Raw genomic sequence first — 18,221 nt, forward strand, 5'->3', positions numbered from 1 at the left:
CACATGCGTGCGCGCGCGCGCGATCGCTGCCGGGTCGAAGTTGAGAAAGTTGAGACCGGCGCGGATTGTTCGATGTCGCGGGTGAGAAGGCGGTTTGTCATGCCCGGCTTGTCGCAAGCAGCGGGCGTGTAGGACAGCGCGCCGGAAACAAACAAGGCCGTCGCGGTTGCTTACCGCGACGGCCTCGTTCCGCCGATGCAATCGGCTTACTTGATCTTCACCGCGAGCAGCACGCCTGCGGTGCGCTGGCGCGTGATGCTGAGCAGCACCTGCGGGCGACCGGCCGCCTTTGCCGCCGCGACGCCGCGCGCGAGGTCGGCGCTGGTGCGGACCGGCGCGGAGTTGATCGACGAAATCACGTCGCCGCGCTTCAGCTTCTGCGCCGCGTCCGACGAGGGATCGACCGAGGCGATCACAACGCCTTGAACAGTCGAATCAACGCCGATCGAGCGCGCGATCTGCGGCGTGAGCGGCTGGACCGTTACACCGAGCGCGCTTGACGCAGGCGCAACCGCGCTGTCGCCATCGGGAATGCCGTCGTTATCGTCATCGTCGCCCGCACCGGTCAAAGCGGCGAGCTGGTCGTCGGCGGGACGCACCGTAACGGTCGCGTTGAGCGTCGTCGGCTTGCCGTCGCGGATCACGTCGAGGCGAGTCGAACTGCCCGGCGCGGTGTTGGCGACGAGGTAAGACAAGGTCTTGTCGGGGGTGACCGGCGTGCCGCCGACCGCGGTAACGACGTCACCCGAACGCAGCCCCGCCTTCGCACCCGGGCCACCCGGCTCGACGCGGCCGATGATCTCGCCCTGATTCTTCTTGAGGCCGAGTGCGGCGGCAATGTCGTCGGTGACCGGCTGGATCGTGACGCCGAGATAGCCGCGCTTGATCGACTGGCCCTTCATCAGCGTGTCGATGATCGGCTTCGCCTCGGTCGCGGGGATCGCGAAGCCGATCCCGATATTGCCGCCCGACTGCGAGTAGATCTGGCTGTTGATGCCGATGACGTTGCCGTTCATGTCGAACATCGGGCCACCGGAATTGCCCTGATTGATCGCGGCGTCGGTCTGGATGAAGCTGTCGAATGGGCCTGTCTGTCCGGTCGAGCGGTGTACCGCCGAGATGATGCCCGCCGTCACGGTGCCGCCGAGACCGAACGGCTGGCCGATCGCGACGACCCAGTCGCCGACCCGCGCGGCGGTCGAGTTGCCAAAGCGGACGAACGGCAGCGCGGTCGGCGAAGTGATCTTGAGCAGCGCCAGATCCGAGGTCGGGTCGCGGCCGATCAGCTTGGCGGTATATTCCTTGCGGTCCTGCAGCGTGACCTTGATGGACTCAACCGTCGCGCCGCGGCCAGCGGGCGCGATCACGTGGTTGTTGGTCACGACATAACCGTCGGACGAGATCAGGAAGCCCGAGCCGAGCGACTGACCCTCGCGCGTAACCGGCGCGCCGCCCTGTCCACCGCCGCCGAACTGGCCGAACAGGTCACCGAACGGCGTGCCGGCGAACGGGTTCGCCTGCTGCTGCACCGTCACCTTCTGCGTGGTGGAGATGTTGACCACCGCGGGCTGAAGCTTCGCGACCATGTCGGCGAAGCTCATCGGGGCGCCGGCGCGCGGGGCCTGCGCGCTGATCGCGCCGGGCTCGTTCTGCGCGGTCTGCGCGGTTGCGGGGTTCTGCAAGGTCAGCGACGCCGCCGTCCCGCCAAGGAGGAGCGCGCCGGTGAGGGCGTAGGCGTAACGCACTTTCTTCATGTCCTCTCGATCACCCATCTACAAAAAGGGAGAAAAATTCCGTCCAATCATGCCGGGCATGCGATGAACGGGGTTTGAATATGAACGCTTCGCAACGCCGGTCGACCCGCATCGGGCCCGAGCGGCGGTTGTTTTCTCCCCAAGAGACCCGTTCGCGTCACCGCGACGCGCGCCCTTCGAACTCGCGCAGGTAGGAATTGCCCGGGCTCATGATGATGTTGGTCGAACCTTCGGGCTTGGGGCCGCCGTCGGCACCGAAGGTGTGGCGGTACGACTGCATCGCGCGGTAGAAGTCGTAGAAGCTCGCATCCTTGCTGAACGCATCGGCGTAGATGCGCGCCGCGTTGGCGTCAGCCTCTGCGCGAACGATCTGCGCCTGCTTCTGCCCTTGCGCCCGGATCGTGTTCGCCTCCTGCTGCCGCGCGGTACGCATCCGTTGCAGCGCGCTTTCGAGCGGACTGCCGTCGGGCAGGTCGGCGTGCTTGATCCGCACGTCGACGATCTCGACGCCGTACTGGCGCGCGTCGCGCTGGAGCGAGTTCTGGATCGCGTCCATCACGCGGCCACGCTCGGGGCTGAGCAGGAGCGAGAAGGGCACCTTGCCGAGTTCGTTCCTGAGCGCCGTGCCGAGCAGCGGGCGCAGCTGATCGGCCACGCGCTCCTCGGTGTTCGAGGTGCTGCCCGTCGAGGTCACCGCGCGCAGCGGATCGACGATGCGGAAGCGCGCGAAAGCGTCGACGTTGAGGCGCAGCTGATCGGTCGACAGCACCAACGTGTTGTCGAGATCGGCGTCGAGCACGCGCTTGTCGAGCCAGACGATGTTGTCGATCAACGGAATACGCGCGATCAGGCCCGCGCCCGATCCGCCGATCGTCTGTCCGCGCTGCCACTGGTTGACGACGCGCTGCGGGTTGTTGAGCCGGAGCACGACCGCCTGCTGCGTTTCGGGCACGATCGCGAAGGTCATCGCGGCGACGATCACCGCGGCGAGCACCGCGAACATCGCAGCGATCGGATGCTGGAGCAGGCGCGGCATCAGCGTGCTCCCTCCTGCGGGGCGGCAGGGGTGGCGGTCGTCGCTTCCTCGCCCGGCTCGCGCAGCCGCTTGGCACGGTCGAGCGGCAGGTACGGGGTCACGCCGTTCGGCTCCACGATCGTCTTGTCGGTATTGGCCAGCACGGCCTCCATCGTCTCGTAATACATGCGGCGGCGCGTGACCTCGGGCGCGAGGCGATATTGTTCGTACACCTTGTCGAAGGCCGCGGCCTCACCCTGCGCGCGCGCGATCACCTGCTGCGCGTAGGAGCGCGCGTTGTTGAGGTTGCCGACCGCTTCCTGCTGCGCGGCGGTGACCGCGTTGAAATCGTCGATCAGGCTGGCGGGGGCGGAAGCCTGCTTGATCGACACGCCCTGGATGCGGACGCCGGCCTGATAGCTGTCGAGGATCTCCTGCATCGCCTGCGTCACGCGCGCCTCGATCTCGGTCCGGCCCGCGCCGATCGCCTGTTCGAGCGTGGTGGTGGCGAGGACGGCGCGCATCGCGCTCTCCGCGGTGGCGCGAACGGTTTCCTGCGGGTCCTTGATCTCGAACACGTAGTTGCGCGGGTCGGACACGCGCCAGCGCACGGTATAGGCGAGGTCGATGATGTTCTGATCGCCGGTCAGGACGTTCTCCCCGCCTTCACGCGGGAATTCGTCGGTCCGGACCTGCTCGACATCGACCTTGGTCACGCGCGTGAAGGGCGCGGGCAGCGTCACGCGGATGCCGGGCTCGAGCATCCCCGAGTAGCGGCCGAAGAAGGTGACGACGCCGCGCTGCTGCGGCCCGATCTGGTGGAACGAGGTGAACAGGATCCACACCGCGACCAGCAGCGCGACGCCGATCAGCCACAGCGCGCGCGGGTTGGCGCCGATCGGCAGATTGGGACCGGAGCCGCCTCCGCTGCCGCCGCCCGAGCCGCGGGCACGCTTGAGGAATTCATCGAGCGCGGTCGGCTTGTTGCCGCCAGCGCGATTGCCGCCGCCGGGCGGGACCGACCAGGGATTGCGCGGGCCGCTCTTGTCGCCACCGGCGTCGTTGCCGCCGCCACTACCATTTCCCCACGGGCCATTGTTCTCGGCAGACAGGATGTACGGGCGGCGAAGGCGCCGGAACAGGCGCTGCAAGGTCGTCATGACATTCTTTATAGGAGCCGCGCGCGCGAAAAACAGTGGCAAGCGGCCACGGCGGGCGTAACGCCTCGTTGCTATGGACGCAGAACAGGTAAAAGGCGCGGTTGCCGCGGTGGCGGGCACGCGCGCGACGGTCAGGATCGACGGCCAGCGCATCGGCGTGGTGGTGGACGCGAGCGGGCTCGATCAGCAGGCACGCGATGCGCTGGAGGCGAGCGTGCGGATGGCGGCGAGCGTGCCGGGCGCGGAGGTGCGCGTCGTCGTCACCGCCGAGCGACCGACACGGCGGCTGATCGCGGTGGCGAGCGGGAAGGGCGGGGTCGGCAAGTCGACGCTGTCGGCGAACCTCGCGATCGCGCTGGCAAGGGGAGGGCGGCGCGTCGGCCTCGTCGACGCCGACATCTACGGGCCATCGCAGCCGCGGCTGATGGGGGTGGAGGGGACGCGGCCCGAAGCGCGCGACAAGGTGCTGATGCCGGTCGCGACGCCGTACGGCGTGCCGCTGTTGTCGATGGGGCAATTGGTCGAGCCGGGCCGCGCGCTGGCGTGGCGCGGGCCGATGACGGCGGGGGCGCTAGGCCAGATGGTCGATGCCGAATGGGGCATCGCCGATACGCTGGTGGTCGACCTGCCGCCGGGCACGGGCGACGTGCAGCTGACGATGGTGCAGAAGCATCGCCCGGCGGGTGCGGTGATCGTGTCGACGCCGCAGGACCTGGCGCTGATCGATGCGCGCCGCGCGATCGACCTGTTCGACAAGGCGGGGGTGCCGGTGATCGGGCTCGTCGAGAACATGGCGGGCTACGCCTGCCCGCATTGCGGCGAGGTGTCCGACCCGTTCGGGCGCGGCGGCGCGGAGGCAGCGGCGGCGGAGGCGGGCATTCCGTTCCTGGGCCGCGTGCCGCTCGACATCGCGATCCGCACCGCGTCGGACGCGGGGCAACCGCCCGCGGCGCAGGACGACGACCGCGTCTTCGCGGGTATCGCGGCGCAGGTGGCGGCGTGGATGGCGCGCAACTGACCGCGGGGGCGGGGCGTTCCCTTGCCGAAGGAGTTCGCCCATGCCGCTGACGAGTGACGCCGAGATCAAGGCCCTGCTGAAGGAAACGCGCACGATCGCGGTGGTCGGCGCGTCCGATCGCCCCGACCGGCCGTCGTTCCGCGTCATGAAGACGCTGCAGGACCACGGTTACCGCACGATCCCGGTCAACCCGCAGATCACCGGCGAGCATGTCCACGGCGAGTTCGTGTTCCGCGAGCTGGGGCAATTGGGCGACCCGATCGACATGGTCGACGTGTTCCGCCGCTCCGACGCGGTCGGCGCGGTGGTGGACGAGGCGATCGCGATCGGGGCCAAGTCGATCTGGATGCAATTGGGCGTGATCGACGAGGCCGCGGCGGCGCGTGCCGAAGCGGCGGGATTGAAGGTAGTGATGGATCGCTGCCCCGCGATCGACATTCCGCGGCTGGGCGTGGCGCGGATCGAGGGATGACAGGGACGGGGTGATGCTTTTCCTTCCACCCCCACTTGCCGGATCGGGCGCGGCGGCGCATCCTCCCGCCTCATGATCCCGCTGCTGCTGCTGCTCGCCGGTGCCGATGACGCGATGGAAACCTATCGCGCCCGCACCGCAGCGGAGCATCGCTGCGTCGTGTCGCCGAACGCGACCGACATCACCGTGTGCGGGAAGCGGCAGGCGGATCGCTTCCGCGTGCCGTTCGTCGGCGGCGCGAACGGTAACCGTACCGACGACGTGCCGTACGAGCGCGAGGCGCTGCTCCACCGGACCAACCCGATCCAGGACCTGAGCCCGTTCCTGGTCGGCGGCGGGATGGCGGGGGTGAGCGTCAGCACGCGGGGCGGCGTCGGTGGGTACAAGGCGCGCGAGCCCGCGAAATAGCGGGGCGGGTGGCGATCAGGACCGAGTGGCGCGCCGTCCTTGCACCGACGAGCGACTCGATCTCGCGTGGTGCTCGTCGGGGAGCAGTGCTCGCGTTCGCGGCGTGCTGGGCGGACGGTCGGCTGACTCTCCTGCTTTAGTTTAAAAGCGAAATGCCGGATCACGTCCGGGGTGACGATGGCGGTCGTGGCGACGGCGAGATGCTGCTCGGCGAGGGAGCTGTCCGGTCGACGAATCGGCTAGCGCGCTGATCCGACGGCTGGGGCAACATGCGTCGGTGAACCGTCGACAGTCGCGTCACTGACCCTTTCGCGAGCGGTCGCATCTGTTACGATCGCGCGCAAACAAGGGGGTTGCCAGTGTCCAGTCTTTTCCGCCGCAAGCCGATGGCGCCGCCCGAGGCGGACGCGAACGGTCACGTGCTCGCGCGCACCTTGTCGTGGCCGCACCTGGTCGCGCTGGGCGTCGGCGCGATCGTCGGTACGGGCATCCTGACGCTGATTGGGGTCGGTGCCGATCGCGCAGGGCCTTCGGTGATCCTGAGCTTCGTGATCGCGGGCGCGATCTGTTCCTGCGCGGCGCTCGCCTACGCCGAAATGGCGACGATGATCCCGACCTCGGGCAGCGCCTACACCTACAGCTACGTCGTGCTGGGCGAGGTGATCGCCTGGGTGATCGGCTGGTCGCTGATCCTCGAATATTCGCTGGTGGTGTCGACGGTCGCGGTCGGTTGGTCGGGCTACGCCGCGCCATTGCTGACGCCGTTCGGCTTTCCGGCGACGCTGACGCAGGGGCCGGAGTTGGGCGGGCTGGTCAACGTGCCCGCCATCTTCATCATCGCGGTGGTGGCAGCACTGCTGAGTTTCGGTACCAAGGAGAGCGCGACGCTGAACGCGGTGCTGGTGGTGGTCAAGCTGATCGCACTCGCCGTGTTCGTCGCGGTCGCGTTGCCGCATTTCGACGCTGCCAACTTCCACCCGTTCACGCCGTTCGGATTCGCCAAGTCGGTGTCGCCCGACGGGGTCGAGCGCGGGGTGATGGCGGCGGCGGCGATCATCTTCTTCGCCTTTTACGGGTTCGACGCGATCTCGACCGCGGCGGAGGAAACGAAGAACCCGGGGCGCGACCTGGCGATCGGGATCGTCGGGTCGATGGTCGCGTGTGTCGCGATCTACATGCTGGTCGCGGTCGCCGCAGTCGGCGCACTGTCGTTCACGCGCTTCGCCGACTCGCCCGAGCCGCTGGCGCTGATCCTGCGCGGGATCGGGCGACCGGGGTTCGCGACCTTCCTGGCGGTGAGCGCGGTGATCGCGTTGCCGACGGTGCTGCTCGGCTTCCTGTTCGGGCAGAGCCGCATCTTCTTCGTGATGGCGCGCGACGGGTTGTTGCCGCAAGCGCTCGCCAAGGTGTCGTCGCGCGGCACGCCGGTCAGGATCACGGTGATGACTGCGGTGCTGGTGTCGGTGATCGCCGGCGTGATGCCGATCGACGCGATCGCCGCGCTGGCGAATGCGGGAACGCTGGCGGCGTTCACCGCGGTCTGCGTCGCGATGCTGGTGATGCGCAGGCGGGCGCCCGAGGCACCGCGCACGTTCCGCGCGCCGGCGGCGTGGCCGGTTGGGATCATCGGGGTGCTCGGGTGCGTCTATCTGTTCTTCAGCCTGCCGAGCCGAACGCAGCTGTACTTCGTTTTGTGGAACGCCGCCGGGCTGCTGCTGTATTTCGCCTGGGGCCGTCGCCGCGCGAGTGCGATGCTGGGGTGAGAAAAGCGTTCAAACGGTCGGATCAGCCCATTCACGTTCGTGCGACCCGTCGTGATTGGCCGTCTCCGCTTTGGTCAGGGTGCCGAGCGACCCGGCTCGCGGCTCGCAGTGATGCGCTTAAGACGACCATGCCAAGTTAAGTTGAAGGCCTAGCGGACCGCAGAGACTTCCATGTCTGAGTACGGCGGGTGATCGTAGATCCACCATGCCACCTTTTACGGTTTCCTTCCGCGGCGAGCCGTCGGAATGGTCAAGTGCTAGCGCGCAACCAAGCGTGAGGCAGCTGCATGGTGCGTTGATCTCTGCCGAGCGCCAGGCGGCCCATTGCGCGGCAGCGATCGTTTGTCGGAGTAGAAGGAGAGGGTGGTGTCGCGGTCGCCTCTGAAACCAAGGCGCTGGTAGAGCGACTGCCGATCACCCCTGGATTCGTGCTGTCAGCAGCAGTCGTCATCCTTGACCGCCACTTGTTCGAACGCATCCGATCCCGCTCCGGACGTTTCAACCAGCCTCTCACGCGTCGGATTTCACCGCGCGGCCACAATCAAGAGCAACGTCGTGCGTGGTTACGGCTCACCCAAATCAGCGACGTCGGATCGTCGACCCGCCGCCGCACACGTCACCGTCGCTTCGGCTGACCCGCCGCTGCGCCGCCCGACAGGTCCGGATTCTCTCCCGTGCTGTCCTCGTCGAAGCCTTCGCCCGCATTGCCGCCGCCGGCACCGCTGCCGCTACCGTGCACCTCGCCGGTTGCAGGGTCGAACGAGGCGCGCTGGCCGTTGTCGGGCGGGACCGGCGCGGAGTCGGCCACGCGCTCGCCCGGGCGTGCCGCGACCGTGCCCGATGGCGCCTTCGCGCCCATCGCGCGCTCGTCCTCCGAGCTATAGCCTTCGCCGGTATAGCCCGAAGCGCGGTTGAACGGCGCCGGCTGATGCGACCGCTCGGGATCGACGCCGGGGTGATCGAACGCGGCGTCGGCGCGCCGCTCGTCGGTGTTGCGCATCTTGTCGTCCATCAACCCCGAACGCACGACTTGGGCGGCACGATCCCCGGGTTTCGCCTCAGGCGATCTCGAACAGCCCCGCCGCGCCCATGCCGCCCGCCGTGCACATCGACACGACGACGTAGCGCACGCCGCGCTTGCGCCCTTCGATCAGCGCGTGGCCGACCAGCCGCGATCCGGTCATCCCAAACGGATGTCCGACCGCGATCGCGCCGCCGTTGACGTTATATTTCTCCGGATCGATCCCTAGGTGATCGCGGCAGTAGAGGCACTGCGACGCGAACGCCTCGTTCAATTCCCACAGCCCGATGTCGCCGACCGACAACCCCGCGCGTTCCAGCAGCTTCGGAATTGCGAACACCGGACCAATTCCCATCTCGTCGGGATCGCAGCCCGCCGCCTGGAACCCGCGATAGATGCCCAGCACCTGCTTGCCCTCGCCCTCGGCGGTCGCACGATCCATCACGATCTGCGCGGCGGCGCCGTCGGACAGCTGGCTCGCATTGCCTGCAGTCACGTTGCTGCCCGCACCCGTGAACTCGCCGCCCGCCCAGACGGTCTTCAGGCCCGACAGCGCCTCAACGGTCGTGCCCGCGCGAATGCCCTCGTCCTGCGCGATCGTCACCGTCTCGCTGCCGGTCCTGTTGCCCGCCTTGTCGAACAGCGCCTTCTCGACCGTGATCGGCACGATCTCTTGCGCGAACGCACCCGTCTCCAGCCCGCGCGCGGCGCGTTGCTGGCTCATCGCGGCATATTCGTCCTGCGCGGCCCGCGTGATGCCGTAGCGCTCGGCCACGATCTCCGCAGTCTCGATCATCGGGATGTAGGCCGCGGGGACGTTCCGCGTCACGCTCTCGTTGACGAAACGCGGCGCATCCTTCGTCACCGTATAGCTGATCGACTCCATCCCGCCTGCCAGCGCGACGTCGATGTCACCCGCGATGATTGAGCGCGCGGCGAGCGCCACCGCGGTCAGCCCGGAGCCGCATTTGCGATCAAGCGTGAACGCGGGCACCGACTTGGGCAACCCACCGGCGAAGATTGCCATGCGGCCGGCGTTGCCGCCCTGCGTGCCCCACTGATTGCCGACGCCCCAGAACACGTCGTCGATCCGCGCGGGGTCGATTCCGGCGCGCTCGACCGCAGCGTTCATGACGTGCCCGGCGAGCACCGGCGCCTCGGTCGCGTTGAACGCGCCGCGATACGCCTTGCCGATGGCGGTGCGGGCAGTGGATACGATCGCGGCTTCGCGCATGGGGGCTCTCCTGTGATTTGCCCCTGACTAGATCGCGTACCCGCGCGTCGCAATCACGCGCATATGCTATTGCTTGGACGCATCGCCCGCTTGCTTGGACGCAGCATCCTTGTCCGCCGCGGCAAGCGCCATCGCCTGCGCCGATCCGGTGGCAGGCTTGACGCGCACCGCCGACTCCTCGCGTCCGAGCGTCAGGTAGAGTACGCCAGCGATCAGCAGGGCGAGCGTGGCCAGGACAGGCCAGCCGGAAAAGGTTCGGGCGCGGACAGTACGGGTGTTCATGCTACGGCAGCCTTTTGCAAAGGAACAGCCACCTCAATCGCCCGCTGACAGCCGCGTTCCGGCCGGAACGGTTACATATTCTTGCTGGTCAGGCGGCGAGGCCGTGCGCGCCCGCGGCGAGTGCGTCCTCGGCCTGGGCGAGCGCGCGCGGATCGTCGACATCGAGCCACCACGCATCGCCGACATCGACGATGCGCGCGTCGCCCGAGTCTGCCAGTGCCTCGACCCCGGCCGAGATCGACCCCGCACCGCCGTCCGCGATCGAGCGCCGCAACGCGTCGTGGAACCGCCCATCGACGGCGAAAACGCCGGTATCGTAGCAGTCGTAGTCGGGCAGATGCTTGCCGATCGCGACGATCCGGTCGCCGTCGCTACGCACCCGCGTCACGTCGTCTAGGTCGACCAGCGCGTTGTCCAATCGCCGGTCGACACCCAGCACCAGCGCGGCAGGCGCGCTCGCGATCACGCGCGCGACCAGCGCCGGATCGAACAAATGGTCCGCCATCATCAGCAGGTGGCGTTCGGGACCGACCCGGTCGGCACCGGTCAGCACCGAATGTCCGTTGGGGCGCGACCAGTCGGCGGTGCGCACGCAGGTGATCGGCAGACGATAGGCACGCGCGGTCTGCGCCAGATGCGCTTCCAGCGCCTCGCCTTCGTGCCCCGTCACCACGGTGAACGCGCTCGCGCCGCCGTCCCGCGCCGCCAGGATGACGCGGTCGATTAGCGGCACGCCCGCGACCGGGGTCAGCGGCTTCGACGGGGAAACCGCGCGCAGCCGGCTGCCGTAGCCGGCTGCGACGATCACGGCGTGCACGCGCGCGTTCCTGTGAGAGAGTTCTTACTCGGCCGCGATGCGGACGTCGCCGGCGATGAACTCGTCGGTCATCTGCGCCGCGACATCGTCGGTCACCTGCTCGGGCGGGTGCTTGCAGAAGAACGCCGACGGGCCGGTCAGCGCACCGCCGACCTTGCGGTCGAGGCCGAGCTTGACGCAGCGGATCGCGTCCACGACCACCGCTGCCGAATTGGGCGAATCCTCGACCGACAGGCGCAGTTCCAGGTTCATCGGCACGCCGCCGAACAGGTCGCCCTCGAGCCGCAGGAAGCACAGCTTGTTGTCGCCCAGCCACGGGATGTAGTCCGAGGGGCCGACGTGGATGTTCTCGTCCGCCAGCCGCTCGGCGATCACTGCCTGCACGGCCTCGGTCTTCGACTCCTTCTTGCTCGCCAGGCGATTGCGGTCGAGCATGTTCATGAAGTCGGTGTTGCCGCCGGTATTCAGCTGGTAGGTGTGATCAATCGTCACGCCGCGCTGGCCGAACAGGTTGCTAAGCACGCGGTGGACGATCGTCGCACCGACCTGCGCCTTCACGTCGTCGCCGATGATCGGCAGGCCCGCGTCGGCGAACTTCTTCTCCCACTCAGGCCGGCTGGCGATGAACACCGGCATGCAGTTTACGACGCCGAGACCGGCCTCGAGCGCGCATTCCATGTAGAATTCGGTCGCTTCCTGGCTGCCGACGGGCAGGAAGTTGACCATGATCTCCGCGCCCGAGTTCTTCAGCTCGGCGACGATCTCCGCCTTCTCGGCATCGCGCGTGTCGTTGATCTCGAACCCGCGGTCGTTGGCGGCGGTCAGCATGTGGGCGGCGACGCCGTCGAGCTTCGCGCCCATCTTCACGATCGTGCCGGTCTTGGGCACGTCGGCGTGGAACACCTTGGTGCAGTTCGGCTTGGCGAAGATCGCTTCGCCGAGGTCAAGGCCGACCTTGCGGCTGTCGACGTCGAACGCCGCCACGAACTCCATGTCACCGACCTTGTAGCCGCCGATATCCTCGTGGATCAGGCCGCTGGCAGTGTTGCTGCCGGTATAATGGTACTTGCCCTGCACCAGGCTGCTGGCGCAATTGCCGACACCGATTACCGCGACCTTGATGGTATTCATTGATCCCCACTTGCCGGTCATGTCCGGCACAAGACAGAAAGTTTGCCGCTCCGTGACAGAACCGTTGCGGCTGTCAAGCGAACGGGTGATCCTACACCATCGCGGTCGCGCCTGCACGAGGGAAAGCGTGGACGAATTTCGACCCACTGTGGCGGGAAAGCCGCGGGAACTGCAAGGTTTTCTGAACGCGGCGATCTACCACCCGATCGCGGGTGCATTGGCGCGCGCGCTGGTGCCGACGCGCGTGACGCCGAACATGGTGTCGGTGTTCGGCGCGCTGATGGTCGTATCCGCGGGCGTGTTCTACACGCTGGTCGGCGGCGCGTGGGGGATCGCGATCGGCTTTCTGCTCCACCTGTCGTGGCACGTCGTCGATGGCGCCGACGGCATGCTCGCGCGCCTGTCGGGGCGCGCGTCGCCGTCGGGCGAGGTGGTTGACGGGCTATGCGACTATTTCGGCCACGGCATCCTCTACGCCCTGCTCGCGGCCCAGCTCGATCACCGGATCGGCTGGATCGCCTGGGTCATCGCGCTCGCCGCCGGTGTCTCGCGCGCGGTGCAGTCGGTGTTCGCGGAGAGTGGCCGACGGACCTACCAATGGTGGGTCTACGACGTGCCGTGGCTGCAGAACCAGCGTGCGCCTGCGACCGGCATCGGCGCGACGCTGTCGGGTGTTTACCTCTGGGCGTGGAACGCGATGTCGGGGCCGACCCGCCGCGTCGACGCGTTGGTGGTCAGCGCCGAGCACGATCGCGTAGAGCGCGCGCGCATCGCCGAGATCGCGCATGCCGCGGGCACGCGCACGCTGCCGGTGCTCGCCGCGCTCGGCGCCAACCCGCGCACGATCCTGCTCGGGCTCAGCATGATCGCAGGGTCGCCCTTGTGGTTCTTCCTGATCGAGCTGGTGGTGTTGAACGCGGTGCTCGCCTTCGCGATCTGGCAGGCGGCGGCGAGTGCGCGCCGGATCGCGGCACTGGTCGCGCGCGGACGCTGAGCGCGTCGCCGGTTGGCAGGGAACGCGCACGCTACCGACCCGTTTCGCTACCGATCCGGTTCAAACAGGGAGAAGGTGGATGCGGCTGGTCATGCTGATGGCAGGGGGTGCGGTACTCGCGCTCGGCGCGTGCGCGCGTGAGGAGATGGCGACCGGTACGCCGATGGCGGGCGGCGCGAAGGCGGTGGCGATGCTGCGCACCGCGGACGGCACCGACGTCGGCCGCGCGACCGCGACCGAGGTTGCGGGCGGGCTCCGCTTCACGGTCGACGCTATGTCGATGCCGCCCGGCACGCACGGCGTCCACGTCCACACGGTCGGCCGCTGCGACGCGCCCGCGTTCACCACCGCGGGCGGTCACTGGAACCCGACGATGCGCAAGCACGGATCGATGAACCCCCAGGGTCCCCACGAGGGCGACCTGCCCAATCTCGTGATCGACTCGGGCGGCCGCGGCACCGTCGGGGCGACGATCCCGGGTGCGACGATGGCGGGGCTGATGGACGCGGACGGCGCCGCCTTCATCGTTCATGCCAAAGCGGACGACCTGATGACCGACCCGTCGGGCAATTCGGGTGACCGGATCGCCTGCGGCGTGTTCCAGCCGGCCTGAGCTAGATCAGCTCGCCCGCCGCCCGCGCGCGCTCCTCGCGCGTGCGCTCGGCGGCGGGCACTAGGCGATAGGCGGCGACCGCGGCGGCGATCGTGATCGGCGCGGTCAGCAGCAGCGACAGCATGCCGGTCGAAAGGCTGCCGGTCAGCGTCGACACCCGCCCCGCCAGATACGGACCGAGTGCCAGCCCGAGCAGCGTCGTGCCGATGAAGAAGGTCGCGGTCGCCGTGCCCCGCATCCGCGGCAGCACCAGATCCTGCGTCGTCGCCGCCGCGCTGCCGAGTGCCCAGCTGGCGAAGAACTGCGCCGCGAACAGGCATGGGTAGAGCACCAGCGGCGTTCCGGTGGTGAAGCCGATTGCGAGGAACGGCAGCGGCAGGATCGCGCCTGCGACCACCATTACCAGCCGCCCCGCGGGGTTCTGCTGCCGTAGCCGATCGCCGATGACGCCGCCGACGGTCACGCCCAGGAACCCCGACAGCGCGCCGATGCTGCCCAGAATAAGCCCCGCGATCGCCGGCTCCACGCCCAGCACGCGCATCGCATAAGGCGCGGCCCAGAAGCTCGCCGCGTAGGCTAGGAACGCGTTCAACCCGTAGGCAACCACCGTGCACACGAATGCGGGGGTGCCGACGATCAGCGCGAAGGTGGCGGGGTCGCGACGCTTGAGCGCGCACGCCCATGAGAAGACCGCGTAGCAACCGGTGCCGACCGCGAGCCACTGCGGCGCGGGCTCCCCCGCAGAAAGCAGTGCGACGACCGCGAGCACGACGACGCCCAATCCCGCCAGATTGACCATCAGCGCGCGCGTGCCACCGCGCAGTGCGCCGATCAGCGTCAGCGGCGGCAGGATCGTCAGCAACTCGTCGGCGAAGGCGCGAAACGGTGCGGGATGCCGCTCGGGCTCGGGCAGTCCCTCGACCGCGCCGCGGATCGGCTCGCGCAGCGTCGCGATCCACGCCGCCAGCACCAGCCCCGGCAGCCCGACCGCGAGGAACGCCGCCTGCCACCCGACCAATCCCAGCGGACCACCCGATGGATAGGCCGCGTTCCAGCGCTGCACGATCGCGCCGCCGATGAACAAGGAACATCCGCCGCCAACGTAGATGCCTGCCGAGTAGATCGACAGCGCGGTCGCGCGCAGTTTCTTGGGGAAATAATCCGAGATGAGCGAGTAAGCGGAGGGCGACGCCGTCGCCTCGCCGACGCCAACGCCGATCCGCGCTGCGGTCAACTGCGCACCCGATGCGGAAAACCCGGAAAGCGCGGTCATTGCCGACCACAGCCCCAGCCCGATCGTCATCAACCGCACGCGCGACCAGCTGTCCGCCAGCCGGCCAAGCGGGATGCCGAACAGCGCGTAGAACACGCCGAACGCGGTGCCGTAGAGGAACCCCAGGTCCTCGTCTTTAAGGTGCAGGTCGCGCTTGATGTCCTCCGCCAGGATCGAGATCACCTGCCGGTCGACGAAATTCAGGATGTAGACGACGAACAGCAGCGCCAGCACGTACCAGGCGTATCCGCTCGCGCGCGTCTCGCTCTGGCGTATGTCGTCCGGCATGCCCGTCCCCTTCACCTCACCCGAGCCGAGAGCCTAGCGGGCAGGGCAGGGCTACGCCAGCGGCCAGCGCGCGACCGGCTCATATCGCGCGCCCTCGTGTCCCAGGTGGCTCTCGTACAGGATCAGGTGCGGCAGCGTGAACGCGGGCGTCGACAGTCCGGCGTGATCCGCGACCCAGCGCGCGATCGCACCCGCGTCGCTGCTGCCCCGCCCGAAACGCGCCAGCGTCAGGTGGGGCAGGTAGCGCCGCTCGTCGCGCGCTACGCCGGCGCGCGCGAGTGCCTGATCGACCTTGCGGTGGAGCGCGGCGAGTGGCTCGGCCGGCACGATCCGCGCCCACAGAGTATCGACGCGCCCGCGCCGGTCGAATGTGCCGACGCCCTCGACCCGCGCCTCGATCACCGGCGCCGACACCGCGGCTAGCGCGGCGGCGATGTCCTCCGCCTGCGGACGCTCGACCTCGCCGACGAAGCGCAAGGTCACGTGCAACTGCTCGTCGTCCTGCCACCGCGCGCCGGGAAGTGCGTCCATCACGTCGACCAGCGCGTCACGGATCGAGAGCGGCGGGCGGAGGGCGACGAACAGGCGGTGCATGCGTCCTCCACATCGGCGGCGGTCAGGCGTGTAACGAACAATTGCTCACGCTCGCGCTAACCATCCGGCTCGCTTGAAAACGGATCGGCGCCGCGCGATATTCGTCGGTGATCCGGTGTTCCATGCCGGATGAAGGAGCGATTTGACAATGGCAAACTGGTCGGACCCTCGGTCCTCTACCGCCCGCTTCGGGGCGGCGCAGGCCGGTACGCGGGACGCCGCCTACGACGCGGGTCTCCGGTCGTACATGCTGTCTGTTTACAACTACATGACCTCGGGCGTGCTGCTGACGGGCATCGTTGCGCTGGGCTTCGCGCTGTCGGGCTACGCGGCTGCCGTGTTCCAGACGCCGCTCAAGTGGCTGATCGTGCTCGCCCCACTCGCCTTCGTGTTCGCGATGAGCTTCGGGCAGAACCGCTTCAGCGCGTCGCAGCTGCGCGGCATGTTCTGGGGCTTCGCGGTCGCGATGGGCCTGTCGCTGTCGACGATCTTCCTCGTCTATTCGCCGGTCGCGATCGCGCAGGCATTCTTTGCCACGGCGGCGGGGTTCGCGGCGCTGAGCCTCTACGGCTACACGACCAAGCGTGACCTGTCGGCGTTCGGCACCTTCCTGATCATCGGCGTCGTCGGCCTGCTGGTCGCCAGCGTCATCAACATGTTCGTGAACTCGGGCCCGCTCGGCCTCGTCATCTCGCTGGTCGGCGTGCTGCTGTTTGCGGGGCTGACTGCCTATGACACGCAGCGGACCAAGAGCATGTATTTCCAGGTCGCCGGCCACGGTGAACTGGTGTCGAAGGCAGTGGTGCTCGCCGCGCTGACGCTGTACCTCGACTTCATCAACATGTTCCTGTTCATCCTGCGTCTGTTCGGCTCCGGCCGCGACTGATCGCAAGCGCGACCAGGGTGTGAGATCACGGGCCCGGCGGCCGACCGCCGGGCCCGTTTCGTATGTGCCGCGTTCTTGATCCGTCCTCCTGCCCGAAAGACCCGCCCGCGTGCGCCTCTCGATCGACGCCTTTCTCGACTACGGCTTTCCCGAACCCGCCGACGTGCTGCTCCAGATCGAGGCCGCGGCGCTGCCCGACCAGTGGTTGGAGGCGCAGTCGCTGGTGATCGAGAGCGACCATCCGATCCGCGCCGTCATGGGCGAGGAGGGGATCGGCCAGCGCACCTGGGCGACCGCCGAGCACCGGCTCGTCGCGCATTACCGTGCGGTGGTCGACATCCGCCGCGCGACGCCGCCGCTCGCCGCGTTGCCGCACACCCCCGCCGGGCTGCTGCCGCCGCAGACGATCCCCTATCTGCTGCCCAGCCGTTACTGCGAGTCGCACCGTTTCGATCATTTCCTGCGACGCAGCTTCGGCGGCCTGCGCGGCGGCGACCTCGCGGTCGCGCTCAGCGAGTGGGTGCGTAGCAACATCGACTATGACGGGGTCGGCAGCGACGGGCGCAGCAGCGCGCTCGACACCTTTGCCGAGCGCCGCGGCGTCTGCCGCGACTTCGCGCACCTGCTCGTCGCGCTCGCGCGCGCGGGTGAGATCCCGGCGCGCTGCGTCGCCGCCTACGCGCCCGGCGTCGAACCACCCGATTTTCACGCGGTGGTTGAGCTATGGCTGGGCGGCGCGTGGCACTTGGTCGATCCGACCGGGATGGCGCATGCAGACGAGATCGCACGCGTCTGCGTCGGGCGCGACGCGACCGACATCGCATTCATGACGATCTTCGGCAGCGCCTGGCTCCAGCAGCAGCGCGTCAGCGTCACGCGCCTGCTCGACTGAGCGCGCAGGAACAGGCACACGCGCGCGTCGTTGATGGGCACGAAACATCGATGGAGGTTCAGGTGCCCGATAACAATCCGATCGACGACCGCGCACTCGACAGCATGTCGGTCGCGCCCGAGGGTACGCAGGCGGGCAACGCCGGCGGCAGCAAGGACGCGCGGCAGGACGCGGGTCAGGACAAGATGATCAACAAGCGGTTGCAGAAGGACCCCTCGAACGAGGATGCGAAGCTCGACGAGGGCCTCGACGAGTCGATGGACGCGTCGGACCCGATCTCGTCCACCATCCCCGGCCGCAAGGACGAACCGCCGGCGTCGTCCGGCTTTGACGCTGCCGAGGAGGCCGAACGCCAGCGCGACGCCTGATCTCTCAGCGCAGTTCTGATGTGAGAGGGTCGGCCATGCGCCGGCCCTTTTTCCGTGTCTCCCGATTGTGGCCGATGCGACACAGGACCGGGAAAGAAAAAGTCTCACCAACCGCTATTCAACGCATTCATGTTGCGCTGCGGCATTTTCCATGATGGATTTGTGACGTGAGGCGCGTTCGTTAAGGTTGGCGTTAACCATCCTGACGTATGATCCTCACATGACATTGACCGGGCGG

Annotated in this window: 19 protein-coding genes; 9 read left to right on the forward strand and 10 right to left on the reverse strand. The window is 68.2% G+C overall.

Going from position 1 to position 18,221, the window contains the following annotated elements:
* Window positions 1–206 precede the first annotated feature (206 nt).
* The 3 genes from BMW51_RS07890 to hflK form a co-directional block, all read right to left on the reverse strand.
* A complete protein-coding gene (locus tag BMW51_RS07890; protein WP_093005935.1) occupies window positions 207–1,745 on the reverse strand; it encodes a Do family serine endopeptidase in 1,539 nt (512 codons plus the stop codon).
* Window positions 1,746–1,911: 166 nt separating this feature from the next.
* A complete protein-coding gene (gene hflC / locus BMW51_RS07895) occupies window positions 1,912–2,790 on the reverse strand; it encodes a protease modulator HflC (RefSeq protein ID WP_093005238.1) in 879 nt (292 codons plus the stop codon).
* The gene (hflK, locus tag BMW51_RS07900; RefSeq protein ID WP_093005240.1) at window positions 2,790–3,929 is read right to left on the reverse strand and encodes a protease modulator HflK; all 1,140 of its coding nucleotides are present in this window, start codon (window positions 3,927–3,929) and stop codon (window positions 2,790–2,792) included. Before hflK ends, hflC begins: the two co-directional genes overlap by 1 nt.
* Window positions 3,930–4,002: 73 nt before the next feature.
* Between hflK and BMW51_RS07905 the strand changes: the two genes are divergently transcribed.
* The 4 genes from BMW51_RS07905 (at window position 4,003) to BMW51_RS07920 (ending at window position 7,590) form a co-directional block, all read left to right on the forward strand.
* Window positions 4,003–4,947, forward strand: a complete 945-nt coding sequence (locus BMW51_RS07905) for an Mrp/NBP35 family ATP-binding protein (RefSeq protein WP_093005242.1) — start codon at window positions 4,003–4,005, stop codon at window positions 4,945–4,947.
* A gap of 40 nt (window positions 4,948–4,987) precedes the next feature.
* Window positions 4,988–5,419, forward strand: coding sequence for a CoA-binding protein (locus BMW51_RS07910; RefSeq protein WP_093005243.1), 432 nt, complete (start codon window positions 4,988–4,990; stop codon window positions 5,417–5,419).
* A gap of 72 nt (window positions 5,420–5,491) precedes the next feature.
* Entirely contained in the window at window positions 5,492–5,827 is a 336-nt protein-coding gene (locus tag BMW51_RS07915; RefSeq protein ID WP_093005245.1) for a hypothetical protein, read from the forward strand.
* Window positions 5,828–6,213: 386 nt separating this feature from the next.
* Window positions 6,214–7,590, forward strand: coding sequence for an amino acid permease (locus tag BMW51_RS07920; RefSeq protein WP_177171621.1), 1,377 nt, complete (start codon window positions 6,214–6,216; stop codon window positions 7,588–7,590).
* 616 nt (window positions 7,591–8,206) lie between these two features.
* On the opposite strand, the gene BMW51_RS07925 is transcribed toward BMW51_RS07920, so the two are convergent.
* From BMW51_RS07925 to BMW51_RS07945, 5 genes are all read right to left on the reverse strand, one after another.
* On the reverse strand, window positions 8,207–8,602 hold the full coding sequence (locus BMW51_RS07925) for a hypothetical protein (protein ID WP_093005249.1): 396 nt from the start codon (window positions 8,600–8,602) through the stop codon (window positions 8,207–8,209).
* 46 nt (window positions 8,603–8,648) lie between these two features.
* On the reverse strand, window positions 8,649–9,845 hold the full coding sequence (locus BMW51_RS07930; protein WP_093005251.1) for an acetyl-CoA C-acyltransferase: 1,197 nt from the start codon (window positions 9,843–9,845) through the stop codon (window positions 8,649–8,651).
* Between the two features lie 66 nt (window positions 9,846–9,911).
* Window positions 9,912–10,127 carry a hypothetical protein gene (locus tag BMW51_RS07935; protein ID WP_093005253.1) on the reverse strand — a complete coding sequence of 72 codons (216 nt, stop codon included), beginning with the start codon at window positions 10,125–10,127 and terminating at the stop codon, window positions 9,912–9,914.
* 88 nt (window positions 10,128–10,215) lie between these two features.
* Complete coding sequence (locus BMW51_RS07940; protein WP_093005255.1) at window positions 10,216–10,944, reverse strand: phosphocholine cytidylyltransferase family protein; 729 nt, start codon at window positions 10,942–10,944, stop codon at window positions 10,216–10,218.
* 24 nt (window positions 10,945–10,968) lie between these two features.
* Window positions 10,969–12,075: an inositol-3-phosphate synthase gene (locus BMW51_RS07945; protein ID WP_093005937.1), complete on the reverse strand. Its 1,107-nt coding sequence runs from the start codon at window positions 12,073–12,075 to the stop codon at window positions 10,969–10,971.
* A gap of 127 nt (window positions 12,076–12,202) precedes the next feature.
* Here BMW51_RS07945 and BMW51_RS07950 point away from each other — a divergent pair, with 127 nt between their 5' ends.
* On the forward strand, window positions 12,203–13,069 hold the full coding sequence (locus BMW51_RS07950; RefSeq protein ID WP_245708353.1) for a CDP-alcohol phosphatidyltransferase family protein: 867 nt from the start codon (window positions 12,203–12,205) through the stop codon (window positions 13,067–13,069).
* A gap of 79 nt (window positions 13,070–13,148) precedes the next feature.
* A complete protein-coding gene (locus BMW51_RS07955) occupies window positions 13,149–13,682 on the forward strand; it encodes a superoxide dismutase family protein (RefSeq protein ID WP_093005259.1) in 534 nt (177 codons plus the stop codon).
* 1 nt (window position 13,683) lies between these two features.
* Here BMW51_RS07955 and BMW51_RS07960 read toward each other — a convergent pair whose 3' ends face one another.
* Both BMW51_RS07960 and thpR read right to left on the reverse strand, forming a co-directional pair.
* Complete coding sequence (locus BMW51_RS07960; RefSeq protein WP_093005261.1) at window positions 13,684–15,243, reverse strand: spinster family MFS transporter; 1,560 nt, start codon at window positions 15,241–15,243, stop codon at window positions 13,684–13,686.
* A 51-nt stretch (window positions 15,244–15,294) separates the two neighbouring features.
* The gene (gene thpR, locus BMW51_RS07965) at window positions 15,295–15,837 is read right to left on the reverse strand and encodes an RNA 2',3'-cyclic phosphodiesterase (RefSeq protein WP_093005263.1); all 543 of its coding nucleotides are present in this window, start codon (window positions 15,835–15,837) and stop codon (window positions 15,295–15,297) included.
* 148 nt (window positions 15,838–15,985) lie between these two features.
* Between thpR and BMW51_RS07970 the strand changes: the two genes are divergently transcribed.
* From BMW51_RS07970 to BMW51_RS07980, 3 genes are all read left to right on the forward strand, one after another.
* Window positions 15,986–16,723, forward strand: coding sequence for a Bax inhibitor-1/YccA family protein (locus BMW51_RS07970; RefSeq protein ID WP_093005265.1), 738 nt, complete (start codon window positions 15,986–15,988; stop codon window positions 16,721–16,723).
* 109 nt (window positions 16,724–16,832) lie between these two features.
* Window positions 16,833–17,615 (forward strand): transglutaminase-like domain-containing protein, encoded by a 783-nt coding sequence (locus tag BMW51_RS07975; RefSeq protein WP_093005267.1) that lies wholly within the window; start codon window positions 16,833–16,835, stop codon window positions 17,613–17,615.
* Window positions 17,616–17,677: 62 nt separating this feature from the next.
* Entirely contained in the window at window positions 17,678–17,983 is a 306-nt protein-coding gene (locus tag BMW51_RS07980; RefSeq protein WP_245708354.1) for a hypothetical protein, read from the forward strand.
* Window positions 17,984–18,221 lie beyond the last annotated feature (238 nt).

Origin of the sequence: Sphingomonas palmae (assembly GCF_900109565.1) — a bacterium.
In the GTDB taxonomy this organism is placed as follows: Bacteria; Pseudomonadota; Alphaproteobacteria; order Sphingomonadales; family Sphingomonadaceae; genus Sphingomonas; species Sphingomonas palmae.

Coding starts and splice junctions, on each gene's coding strand:
- hflC (WP_093005238.1), bottom strand. CDS start 2,790: ATGCCGCGCCTGCTCCAGCATCCGATCGCTGCGATGTTCGCGGTGCTC.
- hflK (WP_093005240.1), bottom strand. CDS start 3,929: ATGACGACCTTGCAGCGCCTGTTCCGGCGCCTTCGCCGCCCGTACATC.
- BMW51_RS07905 (WP_093005242.1), top strand. CDS start 4,003: ATGGACGCAGAACAGGTAAAAGGCGCGGTTGCCGCGGTGGCGGGCACG.
- BMW51_RS07910 (WP_093005243.1), top strand. CDS start 4,988: ATGCCGCTGACGAGTGACGCCGAGATCAAGGCCCTGCTGAAGGAAACG.
- BMW51_RS07915 (WP_093005245.1), top strand. CDS start 5,492: ATGATCCCGCTGCTGCTGCTGCTCGCCGGTGCCGATGACGCGATGGAA.
- BMW51_RS07920 (WP_177171621.1), top strand. CDS start 6,214: ATGGCGCCGCCCGAGGCGGACGCGAACGGTCACGTGCTCGCGCGCACC.
- BMW51_RS07925 (WP_093005249.1), bottom strand. CDS start 8,602: ATGGACGACAAGATGCGCAACACCGACGAGCGGCGCGCCGACGCCGCG.
- BMW51_RS07930 (WP_093005251.1), bottom strand. CDS start 9,845: ATGCGCGAAGCCGCGATCGTATCCACTGCCCGCACCGCCATCGGCAAG.
- BMW51_RS07935 (WP_093005253.1), bottom strand. CDS start 10,127: ATGAACACCCGTACTGTCCGCGCCCGAACCTTTTCCGGCTGGCCTGTC.
- BMW51_RS07945 (WP_093005937.1), bottom strand. CDS start 12,075: ATGAATACCATCAAGGTCGCGGTAATCGGTGTCGGCAATTGCGCCAGC.
- BMW51_RS07955 (WP_093005259.1), top strand. CDS start 13,149: ATGCGGCTGGTCATGCTGATGGCAGGGGGTGCGGTACTCGCGCTCGGC.
- BMW51_RS07960 (WP_093005261.1), bottom strand. CDS start 15,243: ATGCCGGACGACATACGCCAGAGCGAGACGCGCGCGAGCGGATACGCC.
- thpR (WP_093005263.1), bottom strand. CDS start 15,837: ATGCACCGCCTGTTCGTCGCCCTCCGCCCGCCGCTCTCGATCCGTGAC.
- BMW51_RS07970 (WP_093005265.1), top strand. CDS start 15,986: ATGGCAAACTGGTCGGACCCTCGGTCCTCTACCGCCCGCTTCGGGGCG.